Origin of the sequence: Cryobacterium sp. 10S3 (assembly GCF_034344045.1) — a bacterium.
In the GTDB taxonomy this organism is placed as follows: domain Bacteria; phylum Actinomycetota; class Actinomycetes; order Actinomycetales; family Microbacteriaceae; genus Cryobacterium; species Cryobacterium glucosi.
In genome coordinates this window covers 3,414,049-3,437,031 of the sequence record NZ_CP133773.1, presented here as the reverse complement: position 1 = coordinate 3,437,031, position 22,983 = coordinate 3,414,049, and the positions used below count along the sequence as shown (strand labels likewise).

Sequence of the window (22,983 nt, the reverse complement as noted above, 5' to 3'; positions counted from 1 at the left end):
GCGCGCCATTCCGGATCGGCCTGAGGCCCAGCGCCATCGATGTCGCCTCGAAGCATATTGCCCAGTTATACGCGTGAGAATTCGTCACTACAACCAATTAAGCGAGCTTCTAGGCAACCTTCGGATCAGGGGAAAGACGGCGTGGCAGCGCGTGAGGGCGGGGCCGGTGGACCGGGCGTACGCTGTGCTCGTCGGCTGCCGCAGAGGGTGCCAACGGGGAGAATCTCATGACACAGGCCAGGAAGAACGTCGCGAAGCGATCGGCACGGAAACGGGCCTGGAGCGACCTCAGCCCCCGGGAGCAGACCGGGGTCCTCGTCGCCGGGTCGGTGCAGCTGGCGCTCGCCGCGACAGCATGGGCAGACCTTGTGAAGCGGCCCGCCGCACTCGTCAACGGACCCAAGCTCCTGTGGGCCGCCATCATCGGACTGAACTTCGTCGGGCCGATCGCCTACTTCGTCTGCGGCAGGCGGAAAGCACCCTCGGCAGGACCAGTGCCGGCAGCGGTCACCGTGCCCGCGGCGCCTTTGGCGCCCGCGGAGCCCGACGCGAGTCCAACGCCCGCACCGACACAGTCCGAGTCCGCCTCAGTGACCCCTGTGGTCGACGAAGGCGAGCCGGGGCCCGTGCCGGGGCTTGCCTAGGCTCCCCGAGGCCTCCAGCAGGCGGACGACCCGGTAGCGATGCGGCTGCCAGATGCGCATCGCGGAGACCATGAGCGCGTCGTCGAAGTCCGCGTCGAACAGGGTATGGCCGATCGCCCCGGCGAGGTGGTAGTCCCCGACCGAGAGCGCATCGGCGTCGCCGAACGCCCGCTGGGCGACTTCCGCCGCCGTCCACTCGCCGATCCCCGGCACCGCCCGCAGCCGCGCGCTCGCCTCGGCCGCCGACAGGTCGCTCGCCGCTTCCAGCTGCCGCGTCACGGCGAGGCAGACCATCACCGTGCGGGACCGCATCGGGTCGACACCGGCCCGATGCCACTCCCACGAGGGAATGAGCTGCCAGGCCCGTGCCGAAGGCGGCACGCGCATTCCGGCAGGTGCCGGGCCGGGAGCAGGTGTCCCGTGCGCGCGGACGAGGGTGCGGAACGAGGCCGTCGCCTGCAGGCTGATGACCTTCTGTTCGAGGATCGCGGGAATGAGCGATTCGATGACCCGCCCGGTGCGGGGGATCCGCAGGCCGGGCCAGCGCCGGTGCGCATCCCGCACGAGCGGATGCTGCGCCTCGAACCCCGAGGGATCGTCGCGCTCCCCGAGAAGTTCCGGTGCGTCCTCGACGGCCTCCCTCGCGCCCTCGCCCCACGCCTCGCAGCGAAGCTCGGTCAGGCCGGACTGGGTCAGGCGCAGCGTCGCGGGTCCCGATCGGGTGAGCGTCGTGCGCCACACGGCACCGTCCTGGCTCACCTGGAAGGTGGGGTCTGTCCGGCCCCGGCGCCAGCGGGAGAGAGTGAGCCCGACATCCGTCGGATGGGCGGGCTTCCACCGGCTCGAGCAGTCCGCCGCCCCCGGTGCGTTGTCAGGTCCCGTCGCTGTGCCCACCCTGACAGCCTAGGGACTGCGTACGACACAGGGGCGTTCCCGGAGGCTCACTGCGCTTCGGGTGCGCTCCGAACCCCGGACCCTGTTCCTTCGAACACCCGGTGCCGGGTCAGTGCGCCCCGACCGTGAGGTGCTGCTTGCGAATCGGCTCGATCCGCACACTCGTGCGTTCGCAGCCCGAGCACTTGAGCACGTAGAGCGGCAGGGTGACCTGCTTCGCGTGCGCGGCGTTCGGCGTGAGCTGCGCCGGCGAATGACAGAACGGACACGTGATCAGCATGGTTGGGTCCCCTAATCCTCTTACCCGCCACGGTTTGTAACGTGTACTTCAACGGTAGCTCTCGAAACCGGCCGTGGTACCCCCTAGACGGATGTGACGAAGTATGTATCCAAACCGAAACGTATGCCGGGTCCCGGGTGCAGGCGCGCCGGCCGCCGGTTCTCAGCGGTCTCAGTCCGTGTCGGAGCGCTCGACGACGAAGTCCGTGCCCGGGTAGACGACGCTCTGGTGGCCCTCGCCGAAGCGGACGAGGTACGGCGGTTCGCCGTCTGGCCCGCGGACCTCGATGATCTCCCCGTGCTTGTCCGGTGTCTCGACCGTCCGGCCGCGAATGATGATCCTGTCGCCGATGATTGCGTGCATGGTCACGAACCTCCTGCGGCTCACGCTACGCCGGGGCGGCGGTTCTCAACAGGGCAGGTCCTCCGGCGGCGGGCAACCCGCCGGCCCGATCCGGAGCCGGTCGCACAGGGATGTGAGCTGCTCGAGCTCTTCGTTGGAGAGGGCATCGCCGAAGCGGGCCGAGATCGACCCCATGTGGTCGACTGCGACACTGCGGAACAACGCGTACCCGGCATCCGTCAGCTCGACGATCGCGCCGCGCCCGTCGTTCGGGTCGGTGAGTTTGCGGATATACCCGCGCGAGGCCAGGCGATCGATCAGGCGACTCACGCTCGGCTGGGTGAGCAGCACGTGCTGGTTCAGGTCACGCAAGCGGATGCGCCGGTCCGGCTCCCTCGAGAGGTTGAAGAGCACGTCGTACTCGTTGAAGGAGATCTCGCGGGACGGGAAATCGCTCGCGAGGCTGCGCATGATCGCCACCTGCGCGCGGAAGAGCGACTCCCAGGCGGATACTGCGGCCGCTCGATCCGTCACCGGTCCTCCTCAGTCGTGTCTTCCCAGACTAGAGAATCTACGCCAACCCTCGCTGCACGCCTCTTGGTGTCAGATTCCAAGGTACCTGGCCCGATTTTGAGAGTTGGCCCCCACAAACCCGCGACATGAAGAGAGCGTCGCCAACGAACTGATCCAACCTATCTGTCCATTTCCGGGCCTTATTGCTCATCGTCAGGCTTATCGCTGGTCTATCGAGGCTCTGGGCGACGAGCTGCGGGACACCGGCTTTGAGGTCATTGAGACGCACACGAGAACATGGTCCTACTCCAACCTCCTGCCGCGTTGGATCCTTGGTCAGCTCACCCACGACAAACTGCAACAGGAGTCGGGAGCCAGATCCAGCCGCCCGGGCAAGCATCGTTGCTCGTGTCTGCATTCGGGTTTGGTGTCTGATGAGATGGAGCACCAGAAGGCTGACGCGGGTGCGTTGGCGGCTTGGAATGCCACGGTCCCACGGGCCAGGATGGCTTCGCGAAGTTGGGCAAGCGACTGTGCGCCGCCTGCGAGGATGGGCACTGACCTGCTGTACCGACCGCCACTAAGGAAGGCAGCTTACCCATGACATTGACGCTCGGCCCAATTCTTCGCAGTGCTGGTATCGATCCAAACGAGGTGCAGGTAATCCGTCACGCATATGTGCGCGAGCACGAGGACACCGGCCTGCAGGGCATTCATGCCGACTCTTCCGATCTGGAGATCCTAAGTTACACCAGCCAGCAGTCCGCGAAACCGGGAGCTTTCCCGGCCGTCCCGCCGTCAATCTGGGTTGTCTTCGTCCGCGAGGGCGGCGACCGAGCGCGCCTCTGGTCGGTGGTGAACAACCGCGGCGAGATCTCGAACGATGGCACACTCCGCACCTTCGAACTTGCCGTCTCGGAGCACATGACGGGCCTTCGGAACAGGCTCGTGATCGGTTGGAGGTCACCGCGCACTTGGAGACTCAACGGCCCTACCGCCGCCGCATATCCGGTTATGGAAATCGCCGATGCGGAGCCGGTACCGTTTCCTGGTTTCGACCGGCTAATTCTGAATTATGCGCAGCTTCAGGCGGTGATGCGCGAGCACCGCTATGCCTCGTGGCGCACCGCACTCTCATCTGTGGTCGGCATCTATCTGATTACTGACACCCTCGACGGACGTCAGTACGTCGGTAAGGCCGACGGCACAGAGAGTATTCGCCAACGCTGGAATGTCTACGCCTCAAACGGCCACGGGGGCAACGTCAAGCTGATGAAAATCGACCCGAACACCTTCCGTTTTTCCTTGCTCAGGGTTTTCGATCCTGCGACTCCGCCTAACGCGATCAACGAAGCGGAGAACCACTTCAAGAACGCCCTGGACACCCGCAAGCATGGGCTAAACGGGAATTGAACGCGCGGGCGGGGATACTCGCCAAAGAGACCTATCTCACTGTCGTGGACCCGCTTATGCCAGGGTTGCACCGCTTCCCAGCGCTCGCGCTCACCGCTCCGGCAGCGTGGTGCCGTTTTCGACTCCCGCTGCGCGCGTTGAGTAGTACAAGGACCGGGGCCCCAATCGTGGCGAACTCGCCCAGCTCGGGCAGCTGCAGGCGGATCCGATTCTTGCTTGCTGTCGCACCTTGTTCTGGTAACGATGGCCCGAAGAGCACAACCAGAAGTAGGTGACGCTCTCATCTGCGCCAGGAAAGATGCGGTCGGGTGTTCGCGCCCCGTTGGCGGAATAGTCCCAATCCCGCCAAGCCAGCGGGTGGGCAATCGTGAAGGGAGTCGCGAGGATTGAATAGCCTTTGGGCCAGCACGTACCGCAGCCGAAGCCTCGCAATCTGTCTGAAACCGAGAGTGCAAAATTGTGCTCCGAGTGGCAGGTCCAACCGACTATGGGGTCATCCCGCAGGCGAGTGGAAGTCGTTATGTCGCCATTGCGCGAAACGTCCCAACCCAGTTGAGAGTAAAACGCGCGAACTGGGTGAACTCGGCCGGGAGTTATCTGAGCGAGCGGGTCTAGCCTTCTTTTGTGTCCGAAGTCGGTGGAACGGCCCGACGCGGTGTGGAAAGCCGGATCTGACGCGACCGAGATCACATTCTCTGGCTCAAAGTACCGAGCGAAGTCTTCGGCAATGGTCACGCCGGTGTTCCATGAGTGGCACATTGCTTGCGTGACTCCATAGTTGTGCCCCTCCCAGGGAAGCGCATCACTGTTGCCTGAGAGGTACTCCCGAATCCGTAAGAACGTCGGCCGGAACAGCCGCCAGAGAGCATCCAACACTTCCCGGAGTCGATCGCTCGTGATCGCGCGGATGCACACGGTTAGGGCGTTATGTGCCGCTTCGAACGTGCAACCCGGGTCGTAGAAGGACTCTACGAAATCCTCGGAGGTCGTGGCGACGGCGATGGCGACGAGCGCCACTGATTGGTGTGCGTCACTTTCGGATGAAGCAACCGTGTGCATCGGGCGATCTTTCTTCCGAAGCGCTGCCCGCAGCACGAAGAGCATGGGCAGGTCGACACGGCCGCTTGCAACCAACGTCTGGAGTAGGGCATCGGCTGATAAAACGTCCTGCGCGACGGCGCACTGTGTGGAGGGTCGTGATTCAAGACCTACCCAAGTGTGGTGCTGGGCACACACCTGTGCGCTCAAGATGGGATACGAAATGCCTACATCACCTTTGGTGCACTGCAAACAGAGGTACACGGTGGTGTCTACTGTGCATCGCGGGCATTGTTTTCCCCCTTCATGGATTTGGGACGGTGACTGGGTCTTTCCGTAGAAGTTTGGAGGCAACCCTCCTTTGCGTTCCGCTAGGAGGCGTACCGCGAGGAACTCGTTTACGCCCGGATACGACTGCAGTGTTGCATGAATCATGTTGCTGAAATTTGACAGATCCAAGTGATTGACATTCAGCAGGCGTGTCAAATAGCTGCTGGGATCTTCGTTGCGCAGGGGGCGTAGCCGAATGGGTAGAACTCGTTCAAGATTTGATTGCTCAGGGTCTCCATGGAGATCACTTATGTCGTCGCGGTCCCTTGAGCTGTAAGCACGCCTCCTTATCCGAGCTTCTATCAAACGGTGACTACTGGGGCGGGGCATCCGAGAGGAATCAATCGGAATCGATGAAAGAAAGATGGAGCGTGTTGCCTATCTACTTAGAGGAAATCCAGGGTGGCTCGCGAAGGAAAGCTCTCGTCTGTCATCGCAGGGGTGCGCGTACGGAAAGGGGATTCCCCTCAAGGTGTGATGATCGGGTCGACTCTGCCCAGCAGTCCCAGATGCTCGGCGTTATTCCGTAGTCGTGCCCGGTCCATCTCATCGTTTGGGGGTGTAGCCGCAAGTCGGCATTGATTCGCCGGCATATGGGCTGGAAGAACTCCCAAAGGAGGTCAACGCGACAGGAACCCATGCCTGAGGCCGTCGAGACAGTGGTCGTGAAGTAGTCGAGGGAGGTGTTCGTTGCTTCGCCTGGAGCGAAGAACGCGCGGACGAACTTCACTGATGTGATCGCCCGAGCGACATTCATCATGAGTGGATAGGTGCGAGAGACGGCCAGTTCGTTTGTGGTTGGACGATCTTGAGCGCCCGTTCGGAACGCAGCGACAAGGACGGCTTCCAAGGGTGCATCGAGTCGGCCCGATGCCACCAGCTTGTGCCGGGTCAACTCTGCTTGGACCACCGCATCCTCCACTCCGAATTGTGCGGCGGGGCCGGTCCCCTGTGCGACCCATAGTCGATGAGTTACGCAGACGTTGGGGAGGAGGAACGGGAACTGTTCGACCAAATTTCCGTGCGCACATAACCGGCACATGTAGCGTGCGCCCGAACCGGTTCGGCATCGGTTGCACAGGACGCCACCCGGGTGGCTGCCCCCATGTGCAGCGAGTCTGGCGAAGTACCCTTCGTCGAGTCCGCCGGTGCGTTCCGCGATCCGGCACAGGGCCTGATCCTGGGTCATGCCCACGTTCGCTTCGCGAGTTTTGCGGATCAAGTATCCAACCATGTTCACGGGGAGAAAGTTTGCTTCGCACGACCTTCGGAAATAGCTGCGCGGCATTTCGTATTGTCGGTGCCGCACAGGTATGGGAAAAGGGCGTTCCCTGTGAGATTGCGCTGCAGCAATGTCGTGATGATTCATTGTCGAATGCGACAGCTAGGAGTGGAGTTCGGATTCGTTGGAGGTTCTGATGTCGTCGGGCACCCGACTGAGTAGGTCCTGGGTTATTTTCTCCTGCTCGGGTTCGATGTGGAATTGGAGAAGCTCTTCTGTTGCCCAGGTCAGGATTCGGCCTAGGCTCGCGATTGATCCGCGGGTGAGGGCGTGGAGTTCTTCGCAAATCAGTTGCAGGTCACCGGGGCGATGGTTGTAGAGAGAAATTTCGCGTTCAAAGGCTCGAACTATTCCATCCCATTCGGCCTTTTGCGCCGGATTTGCGGTCAGGTAAGGTTCGATCTTGGTGAGAGTGAAACGCCCCGTGATTTGCTCACCCCGCTCGCCAGCCAGCAAATTGCCGCGATGAATGTTGATACCCGCGTAGACGAACGTGGCGCTGATGCGGTTTGACAGGCTCTTGAGGACGTCTACGCCCTCACCATTGCTAGGACTGTGCTTGGCAAGGTTGTGAACTTCATCCACGACGACCAGTTTCGTTCCTAGCGCGTTCAGGTGCATGACGATCATGTTGGAGAGCGTTTCGAGGGTGTCAATGCGGCGCGTGGGTAGACCCAAGAAATAGGCGAAGCGGATCATCACAGCCCGGCCACCGGCGCCAGTTGGCACTTCGATATAAACGATGGGGACGAGGTCTCGACTTGCGAAGTCGGGGACTTCCGCAGTGTATCGGGCATGGATGTGGCGCATGGCTGCTATCGCCGCGGTCGTCTTTCCCGAAGTTCCTGCGCCTGAAATCATGACACCGAACCGACCAGAGGTCTTAGACCGGTTTGTGACGACAGCACGCTGAACCGTCAGTGCGACATTCTTCAGTTGGGGGGTATTGATGACAATGTCGGCGCTGATGTAATCGAATCGCTTCTCGTTGAGAGTTGCTCTAGCCTCAGGCGTCATGGCGCGGAACTCTTCGATTGAGGGAAGCGACGGGCGTACGGCTCTCTTCTCAAGGACTTGGGCTAGACCTTCCCGGGTACCGAGTTCGGGAATCGGTTTCGGAGAAAACATCCTCATCGGAGATTCTCATCCGGGTCGAACGCACCGATCTCCATGAAGGTGCTATCGGTTGCGGGATCGTCGCTGGTATGAACTCGCCGGTGGGGAGGTTTCTGCTGGCGTATGGGCGGTGTCAGGCCGCTGTCTGCGAGTCGTTGTGCTGCCGCGCGGTTACGAGCCTCCTCGGCTAAAGCTTGCGCGCGGACGGACTTTGTTCGTCCGATGATTTCAGTGGTGAGCGCCACCGCTTCCGGAACGTCATAGAAACCCATCTCAGAACTGATCCTCTTCGCCTCGCGACGAACCGTCGCATTGAACGGTTGTTTGAAGGTGTCCGCGTTTTTCCATGCACACGGGATCCACTCACCATCGTCTGGATGAGCCACCCATACGGTCGACGGGTTGTAGGGATCGACTCGAACGGCCCACTTGCCGCTATGGCCGCGATCGGCGGTGCGCATCAAGCGGAACGGTTGCAATGCAGCGGAATCGTATTTCCGATACCCGATAACTATGCCGTCTGTACCGATCGTGCGGTATTCGATGGGCAGCAGAGCAATGTACTCATCCAATCGCAAGGGAAGTGAGATGCATCCGCTTACATCGAACATCGCCATGTACATCGCGTTTGGGGACATCTGCAATCCGGGGACCGCCGGATCTCGAAGACCTTCTGCGGGCAAGTTCTGCCAGACGACAGTGATCCAGCGGTCAAACAGCTCGGCGAGCGTGTGGATGTCCAGCAAGTCACTGTCGTTCTGCGGGGCTAACCCTCTTTCGGAGAGGTCTCCGCCGGTGTAGCCAGGCAGGTACTGGGCGAATCTAGTCTTGATGGTTTCGAACGCCCGTTCAACGATTGCCTTATCCGACCCTGTCCTCACCGACGCCTCCGTGCGGCTGATGCCCAGCGACTGGCAGACGGACAAGACAACTAAGGATTTGTAGTCGGCACCGTTGTCGATCATGATTCGGTCGGGTTTGATCAATGGGCGTGACGTGTCGTATTTCTCCATGTCCTCTCTGCTCAGCAAGCGCGCCCACGGCATGTCCGGCAGGTTGTGGGTGTTTAAGTACACATTGTCGGGACGAATATGCCGTGGGGTGACGCATCGCGCCAGCATCAGAGCGATGTCCACCGCTTTGACTCCGCCAATAGTCACCGCGGAGGCGGCAAGGGTCCGGGTTTTCTTGTCGATCATGATCGACAGCTGTGCTTTGCGCTGGGTGCCCGTGTCGTCAAGCGCAATGATGTCCCACGGAGAGCTATCGACTTGTACCTCATGTCCGGCCTTGATGGCGACGCGGCCGCCGAATACATGATCTGGTGCGACCGCAGCCGATCTGCGGTTACCCGATTTGCCGTGGATGTATTTTCCAGAACCGAGCGCCTTCTTGTACCGTCGGAGCGTGGCATCCGACGGTAGTTTCGCCGGGTAATCTTCTGGGTATTTCTTGTGGAGGTATTCCTTCAGATGATGCACAAAGTGGTCGTGCGTTCGAGTTGTGGCGTTGGTCGTTTTACCTTGCAGGAGCTTTATGGCAGCGAGCAGCCGAGGGTCCACACCGTCCAACGCCTTGAAGACTCGGGTGCTTCGTTGATCGACCAGCGCTGCGGGGCCAGCTTGGCGATAGTCGCTCACCTTTCGCCTCAACGTCCTGGTCGACATTCCAAAACCCAATGTCGTGAGTTCGTCAGATTTGCGTTCGACTCGTTTCCCGATCGAAACAAGCTCCGGATCGAACTCCGGCCGCCGCGCACCGCCGGAAACTATCGGAGTTCCATAGATCACTTCCTCAAGGTGCGCGCTGAGGATTTCCGTCGACTCATACTCACCGTGGCTGAGGCCGTCGAGCCCGCGGACGGGCCAAGAGGACATGGCGGGCGGTTCGGCCAAGCGCAGAACCAAGTGAGACAACGTGATGACCAAGTACTCGCCAGTTAGTGTGTTGCGCAGTTTCACGTTTGAGCCGGCATGTTCTACAACGACGTAAGTTTGGCCATCGTCGAGGACCACCTCCGACTGGAGCTTGATTTCACGCATGGTGTTCCTCGGATTGTTGAGATGTCATTTGGCTACCATCGGTCGGTGGGAAGTGTGGCGTCGAACCGCAAGGTACCGGGGCGAATGTGCCCTGCTGCCATCAATACGGTCGACCAGTTGAGCGTCGCGGACGGATCAAAGTCGATGCGCTTCTCCCACATGAGGTTGTAAATACGGCTCTCCTGACTCTTCCGTGGGTTAGTCCCGGCCGGGAAGCACGGGTTTGTGCCCGCCGAGGCTGAGCATTGCGAGGGCGATGAGGGCCTCGGGTGATTTGAAGCCGAACGCGATGCGGGTCATGAGGCGGATCTTGGTGTTCATGGATTCGACGCGGCCGTTGGAGAGGCTGTGCTCGATGGAGGCCAGGATCGCGGTGCGGTGTTTCACGATGCTCTTCTGCAGTTTCACGAAGGACGGGATGCGGCAGCGGCGAGCCCAACCAACCCATTTGTCGAGAGCTTCGGTCGCTTCCTCGAGAGGCAGTTTGAAGATCACACGGAGGCCTTCCTTCAGGTAGTACGCCCGAGCCAGCCGGGGGTCGGTCTGCACGATCCAGGCGAGCTTCGTTTGTTGCTTCTCGGTCAGGTTTTCCGGGTTCTTCCAAAGCGCGTATCGGCAGTTCTTGATGCCCGTCGCCCGGGCGCTGTCTGGGCGTGCCGGGGCGTCGGCTGGGGGCCGGCCGCGAGTGCGTCGGGCATCGTTGTGCCGGGCGGCTTTGCGGGCCTCGTTCCACGCGCCCCGGCGGACTTCATCGAGGGCCTCGGTGGCCCATTTCACGACGTGGAACGGATCAGCGCAGCGAACAGCGTTCGGCGCTCGTTCCGCGACAACACTGGCGATCCAGGCCGCACCGTCCGCGGAAACATGCGTGATCAGTGCCGAACGCTCCGGCCCCAACGCATCAAAAAACGTCTCGAGGGTGGCCTTGTCCTGGCCTGGTGCCGCCCAGACGAGACGGCCAGAATCGTGGTCCACGACGCAGGTCAAGTACTTGTGGCCGCGCTTGTAACTGATCTCGTCAATCCCGATCCGGGTGAGGCCCGCGAACTGGTCGAACTGCTTCTCCGTATCTGCCCAAACCCGGGTGATGATCGCGCCCACGGTGCGCCACGCGATGCGCATCAGCACGGTGATGGCGGACTTGGATGTTTGCGTGGCCAGCCACGCGACCTGGTCATCGAAGAACAAAGTGTGCCCGCTCTGATGCCGGGCCCACGGCACGGCGGCGACCGTCACGCCATGCACCCGGCAGCTCACCCGCGGCGCCGCAGCTTCTAAGTGGATTTGCACCGAGCCGGCGTCCAGGGATCGCCAGCGGCGCCGCCCGTCACCGGCGTCGTAGCGCGGGCAGCGCTTCCGGCAGGCCCCGCACCGGTTCCGCATCGATGCCGTTGGGCGCACCGACGCGACCAGCATGCCCGTATCCGCGTCGAGATCGACCGCTTCGACGATGGTTTTGTCGACTCCGAGCAGAGTCCGCCATAGTGTTGAGTTTTGCACGCCGTTTTCTCGTCCCTGTGTTTCTTGCCTTTGTCAGTTAGAAACCTAGACGGAGAGCGGCGTGCACTCGTTAAGGCGCTCGGAAACCACCCACGGTAACGTCAGGAGAGCCGTAAATATGGTGCATATGGCGCGCAGGGACCATTGGATCGAGGAGTTGCGCAAGGTCAACGAGACGTTGAGGCCTGCTGAGGTGATCGAGAATGGCCTGCGCGAGGACAGCGTCCGCCGCTAAGCGTCGATCACGATAGGTCGCAATCCACTCCAAGTTGTAGCGAGAAATGGCGTCCAAACCAGTGAGAACAACGTATGTCCACCCGACCTGGTAGCAGAGGTCGCGTGTCTTTTTTGCCTGGAGCATGAAGTCTTCATTCACTCGCGCAAGCGGCCGCACGTCGTACACCACCTGTTGACCACCGACGTGGCGAGCGAAATAGTCGGGTACGTGGCGCGAGCCGTCAGCGAAATATAGACACATCGGTTGGGCTGCGATGCCATGGATCTCAAAAGAATGGTCGAGCCACATCAGTGCCGAGTACTCCTCCATCGATTCGTGCCAGACAAGCTGGTTGACGCCGCTAAACCAGTAATGTCCCTCGTAATGCTGGCGCTTGGCGTACTTCGTCGGCTTACGCACCGGGAGGACCTGATGAAGCTCGCAGCTAGTCGCGCTGCGGTCTGCACGCACCCAACTCGGCGCACCTCGCCGAGGTCGGTAGTAGATGGCCTCGATCGCTGCGAAGGCAGCAGGGCGCGATTGAGGCAGCCCAGCGATGGAAGACTTGAGGCTCAGGGCCATATGCGATCCCTCCAATCCGGCCACGTAACGGGAGCGAGCCAGCAGGTGATGCTTGGCGGTATCCGCTTCTGCGGCAGGTCTCGACCTTCACGAGCATCTAGCGCTTGAGCGATTTCAACGCGGGTCCGGTGCGACAGCATTCCGCGCGAATGTTGCTTTAGCTGGACTGCCGCTGGCATGGAATCGTGGTTCGCTGGGTCCAACGCTGAGGAAATAGGTGGGCAGAAGGAAACGGGAGTGGAGGCGCGACGGACTGACCGTTCCTTGAAACGGCTAAGCAAACCTTGTATCGTCGAGACTAATTCCTGGCAAGGAACGACAGTTCGACTACCTGCGACACCCGATTGGCGTCGGGGATCCAGGACAAAGCTCTTGAAAACGCGCCACCACAATGTGGCGGCATCCAATTTGACCCTCCTAATCGACTTCCCGAAATTGACGGCGAACTGCAAAGCCCACCCTGTGGACGAAAGCACACCACACATGGAGGGTCTCTTGCAATGCCAGAAATTAGACAAAGTGCCGGTCAACGCCGATACTCGCAACCCGCTACTGTAACAACCCAACAAACGGCTGCCCGGCTGAGAATCCTTTTGGAAACGCTCCACTTAGTACGGGAATCTCTCGCTGAGATCGACGTGTCCGATTGTGATCAAAGCGATGCCAGGCAATTTCTCCAGGCGTCTGCTGCGGTTCAGGCTGAGGTGACCATGTTGCGCCGGAATTCATGCCGCCAGGCCCTCAAGAGCGGGCTCACCCTCCGCGCCGTTGCGAGAGAAGTGGGCGTTTCCCACAGCACCGTGCGATTGTGGCTTATCGCAGATGTTGAGGGGTACCGTCCTACGTTCCAGCAGCATCCTGAAACGGCGGAACGCGATTAGGGGATTCCTCCAAAAAACGGAAGATTTGGGGTGTCAGATCTGCGCGGCATACCTGCAGATGTTTTTTTGAGATCTTGGCCCCTCCCGGGTCTCCAAGGCCTAAGGCCGGCATTCTTCTCCGGCTGAGTGTGCGGAAACGGGCTGCAACCGCCCGCAACGCACCATCGAACGTTCGAGACGGCGCCATGAGTTGCATGGTTCAGGACCACTGGGCCACCGAGCCGGCATTTCGCCCGGCTGAGGTACGTGCACTGTGATTTACCGTCAACTGGACGTCTTCACGCATCCCAAATTCCTGTAAGGCGCGGCTCGTGAATTCGTGGAATCACCGACGCAAAGCGCGATAGGTGTGTCGAAGCATCAGCTTCCCTCCTAGGAGCACCGGACGGTCGCGGTGCACCTCATCATGGTGTCCAGATGCTCGACTGGCCTTCATCGCACCGAGAGTCGGGGATGTCCTCGGGCCGGCTCCAGACGTGAATCGCCTTGGGGGCACCCATTCCGCTGGGCCGAGGCTGGTAGCGCCACATCTGCATCACTAATCCCCTAATGACGGGTGCGTCCGGCGTATCGACAACCACGGTCGACTCCATCGCGACCTTCATTCTCAAGACGTGCTCGATTTCACGCGCATCCTCGTTCTCAAACGATTGATTTCCGAAGACGACCAGGGCGTTAGACGACAAGGGCATCGCGATACAGCTCCGGTTCGTCTTATCATCGGGATGCAGGGTGATTGCGTGGATGCCTGCGTCGCCGAGCAACATTGGCCCGACGTGAAACACCTGTGCCATGGGTGGCAGCGATTGGGCGAAGACTGGCAGCAGCTGCAGGCGCGCCGCCTTGAGCTGCTCACGGTCCATGGTTGTTGCAAGATGCGCCAGATGGTCTGATACCCCACTCAAGCCGCCCCAGTGAGCTGGATTCGGCACCATCATGGCATTTCCACCAGGCAGACCGTTCTCATCCACGGCCGAGCCACGCAGTGCCGGGTACCGGTCGTGGACCAGTACGGCGTATTTCCGGACAGCTTGCCAGTCGAGGTTCGTTGGTGTGCTGAATGAGTCGAGCAGTCGTGGCAGCGCCCGGGCAAAGGCGTTCTCGATCCGTCCATATGCCGCCTCGATTGACGGGCTGTTTAGCCCCTGTTCAGCGGCGATTGCTTTGCCGATATCGAGCGGCTTGGGGTTCTCAGCGTCGCGGCGCAGCACTGTGACCCGGTTGTCGGTCGCCCACTGGCGCATGTGTGCCCGGCTGACGTAATGGTCGTAGGACTGCCCCATCGAAGCCATACTCCTGTCTCACCCCGAACACGGAGCATCTGTTGCCCTCTGCAAGCCTATTGTCGTGCTGCTGAGCCCCCCCGTTCTTAGCGTCGGGCATTCCACGAATTCACGAGCTACCCCGACTACATCGGTGGATGCGCCTAGGTCCGCCAAATGCCCGTCGACGGATCGGCTTACGTGCAGAGGGTGCTCCAATAGCGCTGCAAGAAGGTGCGATGTAGCAATGCAATTCACAGTTTCGGGCGTGTCGACCTGGTGGGGAAGCGACCGGATAACGATCGCTGATCGGACCGCCACCCGATGAGCGCGACTGGGCCCGGAAACAGGGGGTGCAGCAGGCAGGCTAGTCGCTCTTGTTCAGGCCGGAGCGCAGTTCGCAACTGACGGGCTCCTCCGCGTGGCGGCCAGTAGGGTTCCAACCATTTCTGAGGGTGCCCACACTGGTCGTATACCGCCACGGGGTCTGTTCGATAGGGGATCCGCTAACGAGACAGGTGCTCGATGTCGGGCCACCAACCACCTCGCACTCGATATGGCCGATCCCCATGATTCGTCTTGCGATGGGCTTAACCACGTGGTCCTATTGAATTCCTCGGTTGACCCCACCCCATTTGAGTAGTTGATACTGTGCAAGTGTGGGCAACTCCTGTTTCGAGTTCCTCTGACCGGTCATTGGGCAGCGGTACAGTCATTGCATGGGAGCAGATGACGGTGATCGCAAATCCGATCGCGTTTTTGTAGTGCACGGGCGCAACGAAGAGATCCGAAACTCAATGTTTTCGTTTCTCGGTGCTCTCGGCCTGAAGCCGATCGAGTGGGACCACGCTGTAGAGCTGACGGGCAAGGGGTCGCCTTACGTTGGCGAGATCCTCGATGCGGCGTTCGGCGCGGGCCAGGCAGTCGTCGTTCTCATGACTCCTGACGACATTGCGTATGTGCGTAGCGAATATGCGAGTGGAGACGACGACACTGACAAGAAAGCGCGCGGTCAAGCGCGCCCGAACGTCCTCTTCGAAGCGGGCATGGCTATGGGCCGCAACGAGGACCACACGATCCTTGTCGAGTTCGGTGACCTTCGGCCGTTCAGTGATGTGGGTGGCCGGCACACCGTTCGCCTCGATAACACCCCGCAGCGAAGAAAGTCGCTCGCCCAGCGGCTTAAGACTGCTGGTTGCCCCGTGGACCTGACCGGTGATCACTGGATGAAGGCAGGCAACTTCACGTTGGCGCCTCTTGCCGGCGAATTGCCGATGGGGCGAAAGCTGGTCACGAACGAGAGGCGGGGGCCACACGTCGACGGCAGCTGGATAGCTGGAAGCGGTTCGAGAATGGATATTCTGAAGGTGACCAACAATGGGGCTCTGCCGTTGTTCAGTCCGACCGTAGTCGTTCCCGCGGCGCTCGCGGATCACGTGCAGCTTTGGCAGGATGATTCGATTCCGAAATTGCCCGTCGGCAAGACGCTCACTATTCGAGCCTTTACCAGCAATCGGGGGTTGGGAGGCAGCGCCCCCAACCAATTCGAGCTCATAGTCGCAGCGAACCTCGAGGATGGCACCCCCTTCGAGCAAGAGATCTATCTGGACACGGTGGGATGACGATGGAGATTTCAGTGAGCTTGCCCCTCGACGTTGATGGATTCTTGCGCCGGGAATGCCCGACGTGTGGCCGGGAATTCAAGTGGTTCAGCGGTCGTACGGACGAGGTGCCGGATTACTACGTCTACCCCGATGTTCACTGGTGCCCACTCTGCGGACAATCTGCCCCGCTCGACCAGTGGTGGACTCAAGCCCAACTTGCATACGCGCAGGGAGTGGCCGCAGGTCCCATGTTGGATGAGCTCGCAAGCGAGCTGGGTGCCGCATTCACAGTGGAAGGGCACTCCGTGGTGCCGGATCCGCTCATTGAGCCTGATGACATGGCCATCATCGCCGGTCCCTGCCACCCCTGGGAGCCCGTCAAGGTTCCAGAGGAAGCAGCTGCACCGTTTTATTGTCTGGTGTGTGGTGAGGCTTACGCCGTGTAGGCGATTCATGATCCGGTGGCTGCAGCACCATTGAACGCGCCGCACGGAGCGGTTGTCGGATTGTGACTGCGATGACGTGGCGTGGGCTCGCGCGTTGTGGGCGGCGCTCGAAGGTAACGATCCACGTACAGTTGGATGCCCATTAGGCGGTCCCTCAAACAGTCCTTCGGTGGTTGCTCGAGTCGACCGATACGTGCCGTCTGCGCGATCCCCGAATACTCCGCACTGTAAGAAGACCCAGAACGGTGCGTCATCTGCGACAACGTTTAGACATCGGAAGGTGGCTAGACAGGAATACATTCGCGGCCGGAGTCTTCTTGACCTGTCGTGACTAGCCGGCCCGCAACGAGTGCGTCCGGCTCCGGACGGAGACCTCGCGAGTCGATCACCCTCCAAAGCAAGTCAAGCCGCGGGATCAAGAACGCTTCGTTGAGGTCGTCGGTTCAAGGGCACCACACGTGGTGCCCACGGAAGTGAATGTTCATCCTGTTAGCTGACTGTCGTCGGCCATCAACCGACTTGCTCTACGCACCGCGAGTCTCCATAGGAAAGCGTTTTGGGTCCTCAAGACGAGACTGCGTCGAGAACTGCGGGAAGATGAGCCATGGACTTCGATCTCGACCGTATGGGCTGGCGTCAATTCGAGCACCTCGTGCAAACCCTTTCCATCCGAGTGCTTGGCAACGGGGTCCAGATCTTTGGCGATGGCCGAGATGGTGGGCGGGAGGCGACTTTCAGCGGAAGGCTCGATTTTCCGCAGGGGCGAGGTGAGTTGTGGAATGGCTACGGGGTCATTCAAGCGAAGCACCATCTGTTCCCCTCCGGACAGAACTCCACCAACGCAGATGTCCTGATTGCAGAGATACGCGCTGAGCTGCGGAAATTCCAGCCCGATGAATTCGGTAATGCGAAGCGAACGCCAATGCCCGAGTACTTCCTCATCGCGACCAACATGCGGCTGTCACCTGGCGATGGAGGTGGGCTGGACCAAGTGGAGCGGGAACTCGCTGATTGGGAAGGAAAGATCGGGCTGAAGGGGACGTTTGTTTGGCACTATGCCAACATCTGCCGGATGTTAGAAGATCATGAATCGATCCGGCGGACATTCGCCGGCTTCGTGACGCCGGGGGATGTGCTTTCCGAACTGCTCACCTACTTCGATTCATCAACTGCCGCCATTGGGACCCATCTGCGGGTGCATGCTGCCCAACAGCTCCGCAGCGATCAATGGGTTGAGCTGGGCGACAGCGGCGGAGCAGGGGACGAAAGGCTTGCGCTCAATAAGGTAGGAATTGACTTACCGGCATTGATATCTCGGAGTCCCGACGGTGTTGAAGTGCAGCAGGAGGTTCGCGTACTCAAACACGTGCTGGCCCGCGGTGACATGAACCTGCGTGACGCATTTGAAGCGGACCATGGCACTGGAATCGTGCTTGTGGGCGGGCCGGGGCAAGGCAAGAGTACGATCACTCAGTTGATTTGCCAGGCTTACAGGGTGGCGCTCTTGAGCGAGGCTCCACCAACGAGCCTGCCGGCCAATCTGAAAGACCTTGTTGAAGCCTCACGCACTCATCTTCTTGCGATGGGGGTGCAACCGCCCGTCAATCGGCGATGGCCGGTGTACGTCAAGTTGTCAAAATACGGAGACGCACTGGCTGCTGATCCCGACACTTCGCTACTCAAATTCATTGCGAACAACATCATTGTCGCTGGTGAGACGCTGAAGACCAATCAGCTCACCCACTGGAACGCTAAATGGCCATGGTTGCTGATACTCGACGGCCTCGACGAGGTCGCTGCGACCGATACGCGCCGGAAAGTCATCGATCACATAGCGGATTTTGTAACTGAAACCCGGCTAAATGACAGGGACGTCCTAATCGTCGCGACGACAAGGCCCCAGGGATATCACGGCGAGTTCGCTGAGTTCGATCCGCAGATGCTTCGTCTGCGAGACCTGACTGAACGAGAGGGCCTCGACTATGCCTCGCAGCTGGTTCAAATTCGCCAGAAAGACAATGCGGATAAGGCCGAAGAAATCGGCGAGCGGCTCCGAAGCGCTTCCGCGAGCGAATCGACGAGCCGCCTCATGCGTACTCCGCTACAGGTCACAATCATGACGATTCTCCTGGAGAACATGAGCCGTGTGCCGTCGTCAAAATTCTCCCTGTTCGACGCGTACTATCGGACCATTTATGCGCGTGAGGTTGGACGAGCAGGCAACCTCGGGATTCTTCTCGAGAGGCACCGTGAGCACATCGACTTCGTTCACGAGCAGGTCGGGCTACGGCTTCAGGTCCGAGCTGAAATCTCGGGCGAATCGGAAGCGATGCTAAGCGATGACGAACTGGAGGCTCTCTTTCGGGACAGGCTCTGTAGCGCCGGCTATGAGGGGGCTGAGGTGCAGCGACTCACCTCGGATCTACTGATGGCCGCGAAGAACCGTGTGGTACTCCTTGTCGGAAAGCAAGCGGATCACGTTGCCTTCGAAGTGAAGTCGCTACAGGAATATATGGCAGCACGGGCACTCGCGAACGGCTCAGATGCGGAGGTTCTTGACCGTCTGGAGGCGCTCGCGCCCTCGTCGTTTTGGCGACATACCCTTCTGCTATTCATTGCCAAGGTGTTCTCTGTTGAGCGGCTGCGTGACTCGATGCTTGGTCGCATTCGCCAGCTAGACAACAACCGAACCCTGGGAGCCTTTTTGGGTAGCGGAGAGATGCTGGCCTTGGACGTTTTGGAAGACGACATCGCTTTCACAAACCCGGCGATTCGACGGTCCTTGCTCGAGCATGCGCTGGGTGCGCTCAGAAGATGGCCCAGGCCCGAGCTGATGAAGCTCTCGGAGGTCGTCAAGCCGTACGTGGATAGCGCGTCCACCACCGACTCGAACATAGCCAGACGAGCGATCAAGGATTCGTTTGAGTCCACGGGAAGGGCGCGCATCAGCGCCGTCGCTGTGCTGCGGCGCTGGCAAGGTAAACCAGGGTTCGCCGGAGCATTTGCGAATCTCGAACTTGGCGCAAGTACGAGTTGGAAACCGTCCCCTTCTGTCCCCGGTGGGGAAATGGTCCAGGGCTACTCTGCGGGCTTTGTGCTATCCCGGGCCGGCGTGCTTCACGGACTCTCCAGCGAACAACACGAAAGATGGAACCAAATGACAGCCCTGCTCTTCGAACGCGCGACAACTCACAATGTGAGTGCGTCAGAAGCTGCCGACTTCGCTCATCAGGTCGTCAAGTTGAGCGACGTGCTGGAGCTGGAAATGTATCTCAAAGATGAAGCGATTCTCTCAGCAGTGATCGCTGCAGTGGACTCGTTGAGCGTTGAAGACGCCGTGGTGGCGATGTGGCTCCAGCAGGTGGTGGCGATTCTTGATGAGAAAGCTCCGGTGGGCTCGGACGCCCGGGTTTTGGGAGTTCTTCAATGAACGATTTTGTAGCGCAACTCAACACGTTTGAAAGCGCGACATTCACCGAATTGAGACCACAGCAACTTGAAGTCTTGAGGGAATACCAGGAACTTCGGGCAACGAACCCCGATCTCGGAATTGAGCTCCCTACTGGCGCTGGAAAGACACTCGTAGCGCTGCTTATAGCTGACTATGCGCTCGAACGGGGACAGCGGGTCGCATACCTCTCGGGTACGAGACAGCTCGGGAATCAAGTCATGACGCAGATTGCAAAGCTACCTGGATTGGAGGCGCGGCAATTCGTTGGTGGAAACTATCCTGCCGCGGATCTGCTTGCGTACAATCAGGCGCAGGTTGTCGGAGTAATGAACTATTGGGTCTATTTCAACTCGTCGCCAAAGGTTGAACCCGCCGATGTGATTATTTTCGATGACGCCCATCTGGCCGAGCAGGCCCTCTCGAACATGTTCACGCTGCGCATTCCGCGTGAGGGTGCCATCGCAACTGCATTATTTCAGACGATTTGTGATGCAATAATCCAAGCGTCACCACAGTCTTACCCTCTTCTCCCTGCACTGCGGGACGGTTTGGTCTCAGTTGCAAGCGCGCCAGAATTCATTTCATTCTTCGACTGGGAGAGAGTCGCCAAGGTAGTTTCGGATTCGATTGATTCTTCTGACTACACCGATGACGACAGTTCAGCACACTTCGCTTGGCGTGCCATAAAGGCCAATCTCGTTCGCTGTGGAGTCCTGGTTGGGCCCTCGGCTATCGAGATCCGCCCTTATCACATCCCTACTCAAACCGTGCCGGGCTACACCAAGTCGCGCGAACGGGTCTACCTCTCGGCGACGCTAGGGCAAACGGGGGACATCCAGCGGCGCCTGGGCACTCAACAAATTCACACAATTTCTCCGGCGATTGATGCGTTGCAGGCAACCGCCAAGTTGGGAAAACGCACCTTCTTGATCAACCCGGGGCCCGAACAGGCGCTGGCCGAGCCAGTATGGGCATTCGCGATGAAGCAGGTCGAGAAGGCGGCACTTAAGGGCGGGGGTCGGGTGGCGTGGCTTTGTGCAAGCACTCCGGAGGCAGATGAGATTCAACGCCGCCTGACCAAAGCCGGCCGCAACGTGTTCCGCCTCAAGCAAGGTGACGATGGCGCCGTCGAGCGATGGTCAACTGTTCCATTCGCGCACTTAGTGACCGCTGGACGTTTTGACGGGTTGGACTTCCCAAACGATGTTTGCCGGCTAGTCATCGTGCCGAGCGTCCCCGCCGCGTCGACGGAATTCGAACGATTCGTTGTCGCATATCTGGGTGACGCTACGTACATGCGTTACAGAGTCGGCCAACGCGTGACTCAGGCGCTCGGCCGGGCGAACCGTACACCGAACGACGCCGCACTGTACTTAGGGCTCGATCCAGGATTCGGGGCAGCTTTGGCGGATCCTTCTGTTCACGGAGCTCTCGGGCAGGATGTTCGTGCAGCCGTCTCAGCGGGAATCGACCTCCACGGTCGGTCCTGGAAGCTCACCGAGGAAGCGGCCGCCAAGTTCTGGGATGAAATCGATGCACCCTCGCCAGCAGCCCCCGCACCCGCCCTCCTCACTGGTCGGCGATTGCGACCGGGAAGGCAGCTGAGCACAACTGCATCAGTTGACAGCGCGCCATTTGAGGTCAACGCTTCGACAAGCCTTTGGCTCGGAGCCTTTGAACGAGCATCCGACAACGCTGAGCAAGCAGCGGCCGTGCTGAAATCGTCAGGGGAGTTGGAACACGCGGCATTTTGGACCTACATTAAGGCTCACAGCCTGTTTTCGCAGCGGTCAGCTGACAGCAGTGCTAAAGCGAAAGCAGCACTCCAATCGGCGGTGGACTCTGCCCCTCAAACGGCCTGGTTCGTCAGGCTCCAGCGAACAATCGACGCGATGGGCGGGAGCGCGCCTGGCGACACGTCTCTGGATGCAATATTCCTGGCATGGGATGAGTGGATTCGAGAAGTGGGGCCACGAGCACTGCAGGCCGTTGTTGCAGGCAGGCAAAATCTATCCGGAGATGTCGCAGGACGCGTAGAGGCCTACGTCGTCCTCGCTCGTTTATGCGGAGCCGACGTGAAGCAAAACGCTGAACCTCGGCCAAAAGGCTGTCGGTGGTCATGGGTTTCGGCGGGACGTGGAAACATTCGGGTGTGGATGGGGCACGAACCCGATTCGCCCGTACGCAGAGAGGATGTCAACGAGCTCGTCGCCGTTGTCCTCGAGGAGGAAACTCTTCAGCCGAAGGCCCAAGTACGGGGTTGTCTAGTGGCAGCTTCTGAACTCTCGGCGGCTGCGGAACTGGCCGCATCAAACGGTCGAATTGCCGTGATAGATCAGGAAGCTGTAGTGCTCTTGTTCGACTACATGGCGGAAAGGTTTACGGAGTACTCGTCCGCGTCCGGCTCCGGCTCGGCGAAGGAACGCGGCGTCGCCAGAAGCACTTTGGAACGCCGGTTGGTGGGCGGCGACTGGCTGGCAGACCTAACCCAAAGCAGGACTGGCGCGCGAGTTTCCGTCACCGATGTAGAGAACGCTTTCTTGGCGTTCAGGTAGGAGGCCAGTGACAGGGGCTTTATGGGGTGGTTTAGAGCACCTGGAGCCGACCGGTAGCTCATCCCAGTCAGGGTCATGGTGCCGTCATGGAAACAGACTCGCTGAGTGCTCCTCTGAACTGCGAACGTTGCCTGGTCTTCATGCAGGTCCACGAGCGGCTAGCGAGCCTCTACTGACGTGGCTCGTCGTGCGACTTGGTGCGCCTGACTAAGACAAGTCCCGAGTAACCAATCGAGGCTGGCGACACGGGGTGGCTCTGTCCCAGCCGGGGGCAAGTCTCGCTGAGTGGTGGAGTTCCTGAACCGTGCAGGTCATCATTTCTCATCTAGGCGGCGGCGATATCTGGGAGGATCACCGCCTAGCAGATGACCTCAATGGGATCGGCAACGTCAGAGTTCATCCCCCGATTCTGGCCCAAGCGCCACCCACAGTCCCTTCAATAATCAAGAAGCACACCAAGGGGGTCGCTCCGAGATTGCCCTAGTGGGGCCCAAAAAGGTTGACATGGTCACACTAAGACCCAGTCATCGATTGGATTTTGTCGCGATCCGATACTCATGACCAGTCGGAAGCTTCGACAATGTTCCTCAC

General features: G+C 60.0%; 16 protein-coding genes. 6 read left to right on the top strand and 10 right to left on the bottom strand.

The features are described from left to right. Window positions 1–227 precede the first annotated feature (227 nt). Window positions 228–644, top strand: coding sequence for a PLD nuclease N-terminal domain-containing protein (locus RHM57_RS15980; RefSeq protein ID WP_322136979.1), 417 nt, complete (start codon window positions 228–230; stop codon window positions 642–644). Here RHM57_RS15980 and RHM57_RS15975 read toward each other — a convergent pair. The 4 genes from RHM57_RS15975 to RHM57_RS15960 all read right to left on the bottom strand — a co-directional run bounded on the left by RHM57_RS15975 (window position 588) and on the right by RHM57_RS15960 (window position 2,694). Next, complete coding sequence (locus RHM57_RS15975) at window positions 588–1,538, bottom strand: DNA-3-methyladenine glycosylase 2 family protein (protein ID WP_322188647.1); 951 nt, start codon at window positions 1,536–1,538, stop codon at window positions 588–590. The genes RHM57_RS15980 and RHM57_RS15975 overlap by 57 nt on opposite strands. Window positions 1,539–1,647: 109 nt before the next feature. Further along, the gene (locus RHM57_RS15970) at window positions 1,648–1,818 is read right to left on the bottom strand and encodes a hypothetical protein (protein WP_166788304.1); all 171 of its coding nucleotides are present in this window, start codon (window positions 1,816–1,818) and stop codon (window positions 1,648–1,650) included. Between the two features lie 171 nt (window positions 1,819–1,989). Continuing rightward, the gene (locus RHM57_RS15965) at window positions 1,990–2,181 is read right to left on the bottom strand and encodes a DUF1918 domain-containing protein (RefSeq protein WP_134448813.1); all 192 of its coding nucleotides are present in this window, start codon (window positions 2,179–2,181) and stop codon (window positions 1,990–1,992) included. Window positions 2,182–2,226: 45 nt separating this feature from the next. Beyond that, on the bottom strand, window positions 2,227–2,694 hold the full coding sequence (locus RHM57_RS15960; protein ID WP_241975294.1) for a MarR family winged helix-turn-helix transcriptional regulator: 468 nt from the start codon (window positions 2,692–2,694) through the stop codon (window positions 2,227–2,229). A gap of 579 nt (window positions 2,695–3,273) precedes the next feature. On the opposite strand from RHM57_RS15960, the gene RHM57_RS15955 reads away from it, so the two are divergent. Next, window positions 3,274–4,086, top strand: a complete 813-nt coding sequence (locus tag RHM57_RS15955) for a GIY-YIG nuclease family protein (RefSeq protein ID WP_322188645.1) — start codon at window positions 3,274–3,276, stop codon at window positions 4,084–4,086. A gap of 90 nt (window positions 4,087–4,176) precedes the next feature. Here the strand turns inward: RHM57_RS15955 and RHM57_RS19630 are convergent, their stop codons facing one another. The 6 genes from RHM57_RS19630 to RHM57_RS15930 all read right to left on the bottom strand — a co-directional run bounded on the left by RHM57_RS19630 (window position 4,177) and on the right by RHM57_RS15930 (window position 14,357). Beyond that, window positions 4,177–4,845, bottom strand: coding sequence for a zinc-ribbon domain-containing protein (locus tag RHM57_RS19630; protein WP_416173116.1), 669 nt, complete (start codon window positions 4,843–4,845; stop codon window positions 4,177–4,179). Window positions 4,846–6,838: 1,993 nt separating this feature from the next. Next, window positions 6,839–7,753 carry a TniB family NTP-binding protein gene (locus RHM57_RS15950; protein WP_322188643.1) on the bottom strand — a complete coding sequence of 305 codons (915 nt, stop codon included), beginning with the start codon at window positions 7,751–7,753 and terminating at the stop codon, window positions 6,839–6,841. A gap of 113 nt (window positions 7,754–7,866) precedes the next feature. Beyond that, entirely contained in the window at window positions 7,867–9,894 is a 2,028-nt protein-coding gene (locus tag RHM57_RS15945) for a Mu transposase C-terminal domain-containing protein (RefSeq protein ID WP_322188641.1), read from the bottom strand. 198 nt (window positions 9,895–10,092) lie between these two features. Next, on the bottom strand, window positions 10,093–11,394 hold the full coding sequence (locus RHM57_RS15940; RefSeq protein WP_322135197.1) for an ISL3 family transposase: 1,302 nt from the start codon (window positions 11,392–11,394) through the stop codon (window positions 10,093–10,095). A 70-nt stretch (window positions 11,395–11,464) separates the two neighbouring features. Then, entirely contained in the window at window positions 11,465–12,193 is a 729-nt protein-coding gene (locus RHM57_RS15935; RefSeq protein ID WP_322188639.1) for a TnsA-like heteromeric transposase endonuclease subunit, read from the bottom strand. A gap of 1,285 nt (window positions 12,194–13,478) precedes the next feature. Continuing rightward, window positions 13,479–14,357 (bottom strand): DUF4238 domain-containing protein, encoded by an 879-nt coding sequence (locus RHM57_RS15930; RefSeq protein WP_322188637.1) that lies wholly within the window; start codon window positions 14,355–14,357, stop codon window positions 13,479–13,481. A 698-nt stretch (window positions 14,358–15,055) separates the two neighbouring features. On the opposite strand from RHM57_RS15930, the gene RHM57_RS15925 reads away from it, so the two are divergent. The 4 genes from RHM57_RS15925 (at window position 15,056) to RHM57_RS15910 (ending at window position 22,392) form a co-directional block, all read left to right on the top strand. Further along, entirely contained in the window at window positions 15,056–15,958 is a 903-nt protein-coding gene (locus RHM57_RS15925; RefSeq protein ID WP_322188635.1) for a nucleotide-binding protein, read from the top strand. After that, window positions 15,955–16,386, top strand: a complete 432-nt coding sequence (locus tag RHM57_RS15920; protein WP_322188633.1) for a hypothetical protein — start codon at window positions 15,955–15,957, stop codon at window positions 16,384–16,386. Before RHM57_RS15925 ends, RHM57_RS15920 begins: the two co-directional genes overlap by 4 nt. A gap of 604 nt (window positions 16,387–16,990) precedes the next feature. Beyond that, window positions 16,991–19,816 carry a hypothetical protein gene (locus tag RHM57_RS15915; RefSeq protein WP_322188631.1) on the top strand — a complete coding sequence of 942 codons (2,826 nt, stop codon included), beginning with the start codon at window positions 16,991–16,993 and terminating at the stop codon, window positions 19,814–19,816. Continuing rightward, the gene (locus tag RHM57_RS15910) at window positions 19,813–22,392 is read left to right on the top strand and encodes a DEAD/DEAH box helicase (protein ID WP_322188629.1); all 2,580 of its coding nucleotides are present in this window, start codon (window positions 19,813–19,815) and stop codon (window positions 22,390–22,392) included. Before RHM57_RS15915 ends, RHM57_RS15910 begins: the two co-directional genes overlap by 4 nt. Window positions 22,393–22,983 lie beyond the last annotated feature (591 nt).

Excerpts from the sequence above, each read along its gene's own strand:
- RHM57_RS15915 (WP_322188631.1), top strand. The coding sequence starts at position 16,991 with ATGGACTTCGATCTCGACCGTATGGGCTGGCGTCAATTCGAGCACCTC.
- RHM57_RS15970 (WP_166788304.1), bottom strand. The coding sequence starts at position 1,818 with ATGCTGATCACGTGTCCGTTCTGTCATTCGCCGGCGCAGCTCACGCCG.
- RHM57_RS15950 (WP_322188643.1), bottom strand. The coding sequence starts at position 7,753 with ATGACGCCTGAGGCTAGAGCAACTCTCAACGAGAAGCGATTCGATTAC.
- RHM57_RS15980 (WP_322136979.1), top strand. The coding sequence starts at position 228 with ATGACACAGGCCAGGAAGAACGTCGCGAAGCGATCGGCACGGAAACGG.
- RHM57_RS15925 (WP_322188635.1), top strand. The coding sequence starts at position 15,056 with ATGGGAGCAGATGACGGTGATCGCAAATCCGATCGCGTTTTTGTAGTG.
- RHM57_RS15910 (WP_322188629.1), top strand. The coding sequence starts at position 19,813 with ATGAACGATTTTGTAGCGCAACTCAACACGTTTGAAAGCGCGACATTC.
- RHM57_RS15935 (WP_322188639.1), bottom strand. The coding sequence starts at position 12,193 with ATGGCCCTGAGCCTCAAGTCTTCCATCGCTGGGCTGCCTCAATCGCGC.
- RHM57_RS15955 (WP_322188645.1), top strand. The coding sequence starts at position 3,274 with ATGACATTGACGCTCGGCCCAATTCTTCGCAGTGCTGGTATCGATCCA.
- RHM57_RS15945 (WP_322188641.1), bottom strand. The coding sequence starts at position 9,894 with ATGCGTGAAATCAAGCTCCAGTCGGAGGTGGTCCTCGACGATGGCCAA.
- RHM57_RS15930 (WP_322188637.1), bottom strand. The coding sequence starts at position 14,357 with ATGGGGCAGTCCTACGACCATTACGTCAGCCGGGCACACATGCGCCAG.
- RHM57_RS15920 (WP_322188633.1), top strand. The coding sequence starts at position 15,955 with ATGACGATGGAGATTTCAGTGAGCTTGCCCCTCGACGTTGATGGATTC.
- RHM57_RS19630 (WP_416173116.1), bottom strand. The coding sequence starts at position 4,845 with ATGTGCCACTCATGGAACACCGGCGTGACCATTGCCGAAGACTTCGCT.
- RHM57_RS15965 (WP_134448813.1), bottom strand. The coding sequence starts at position 2,181 with ATGCACGCAATCATCGGCGACAGGATCATCATTCGCGGCCGGACGGTC.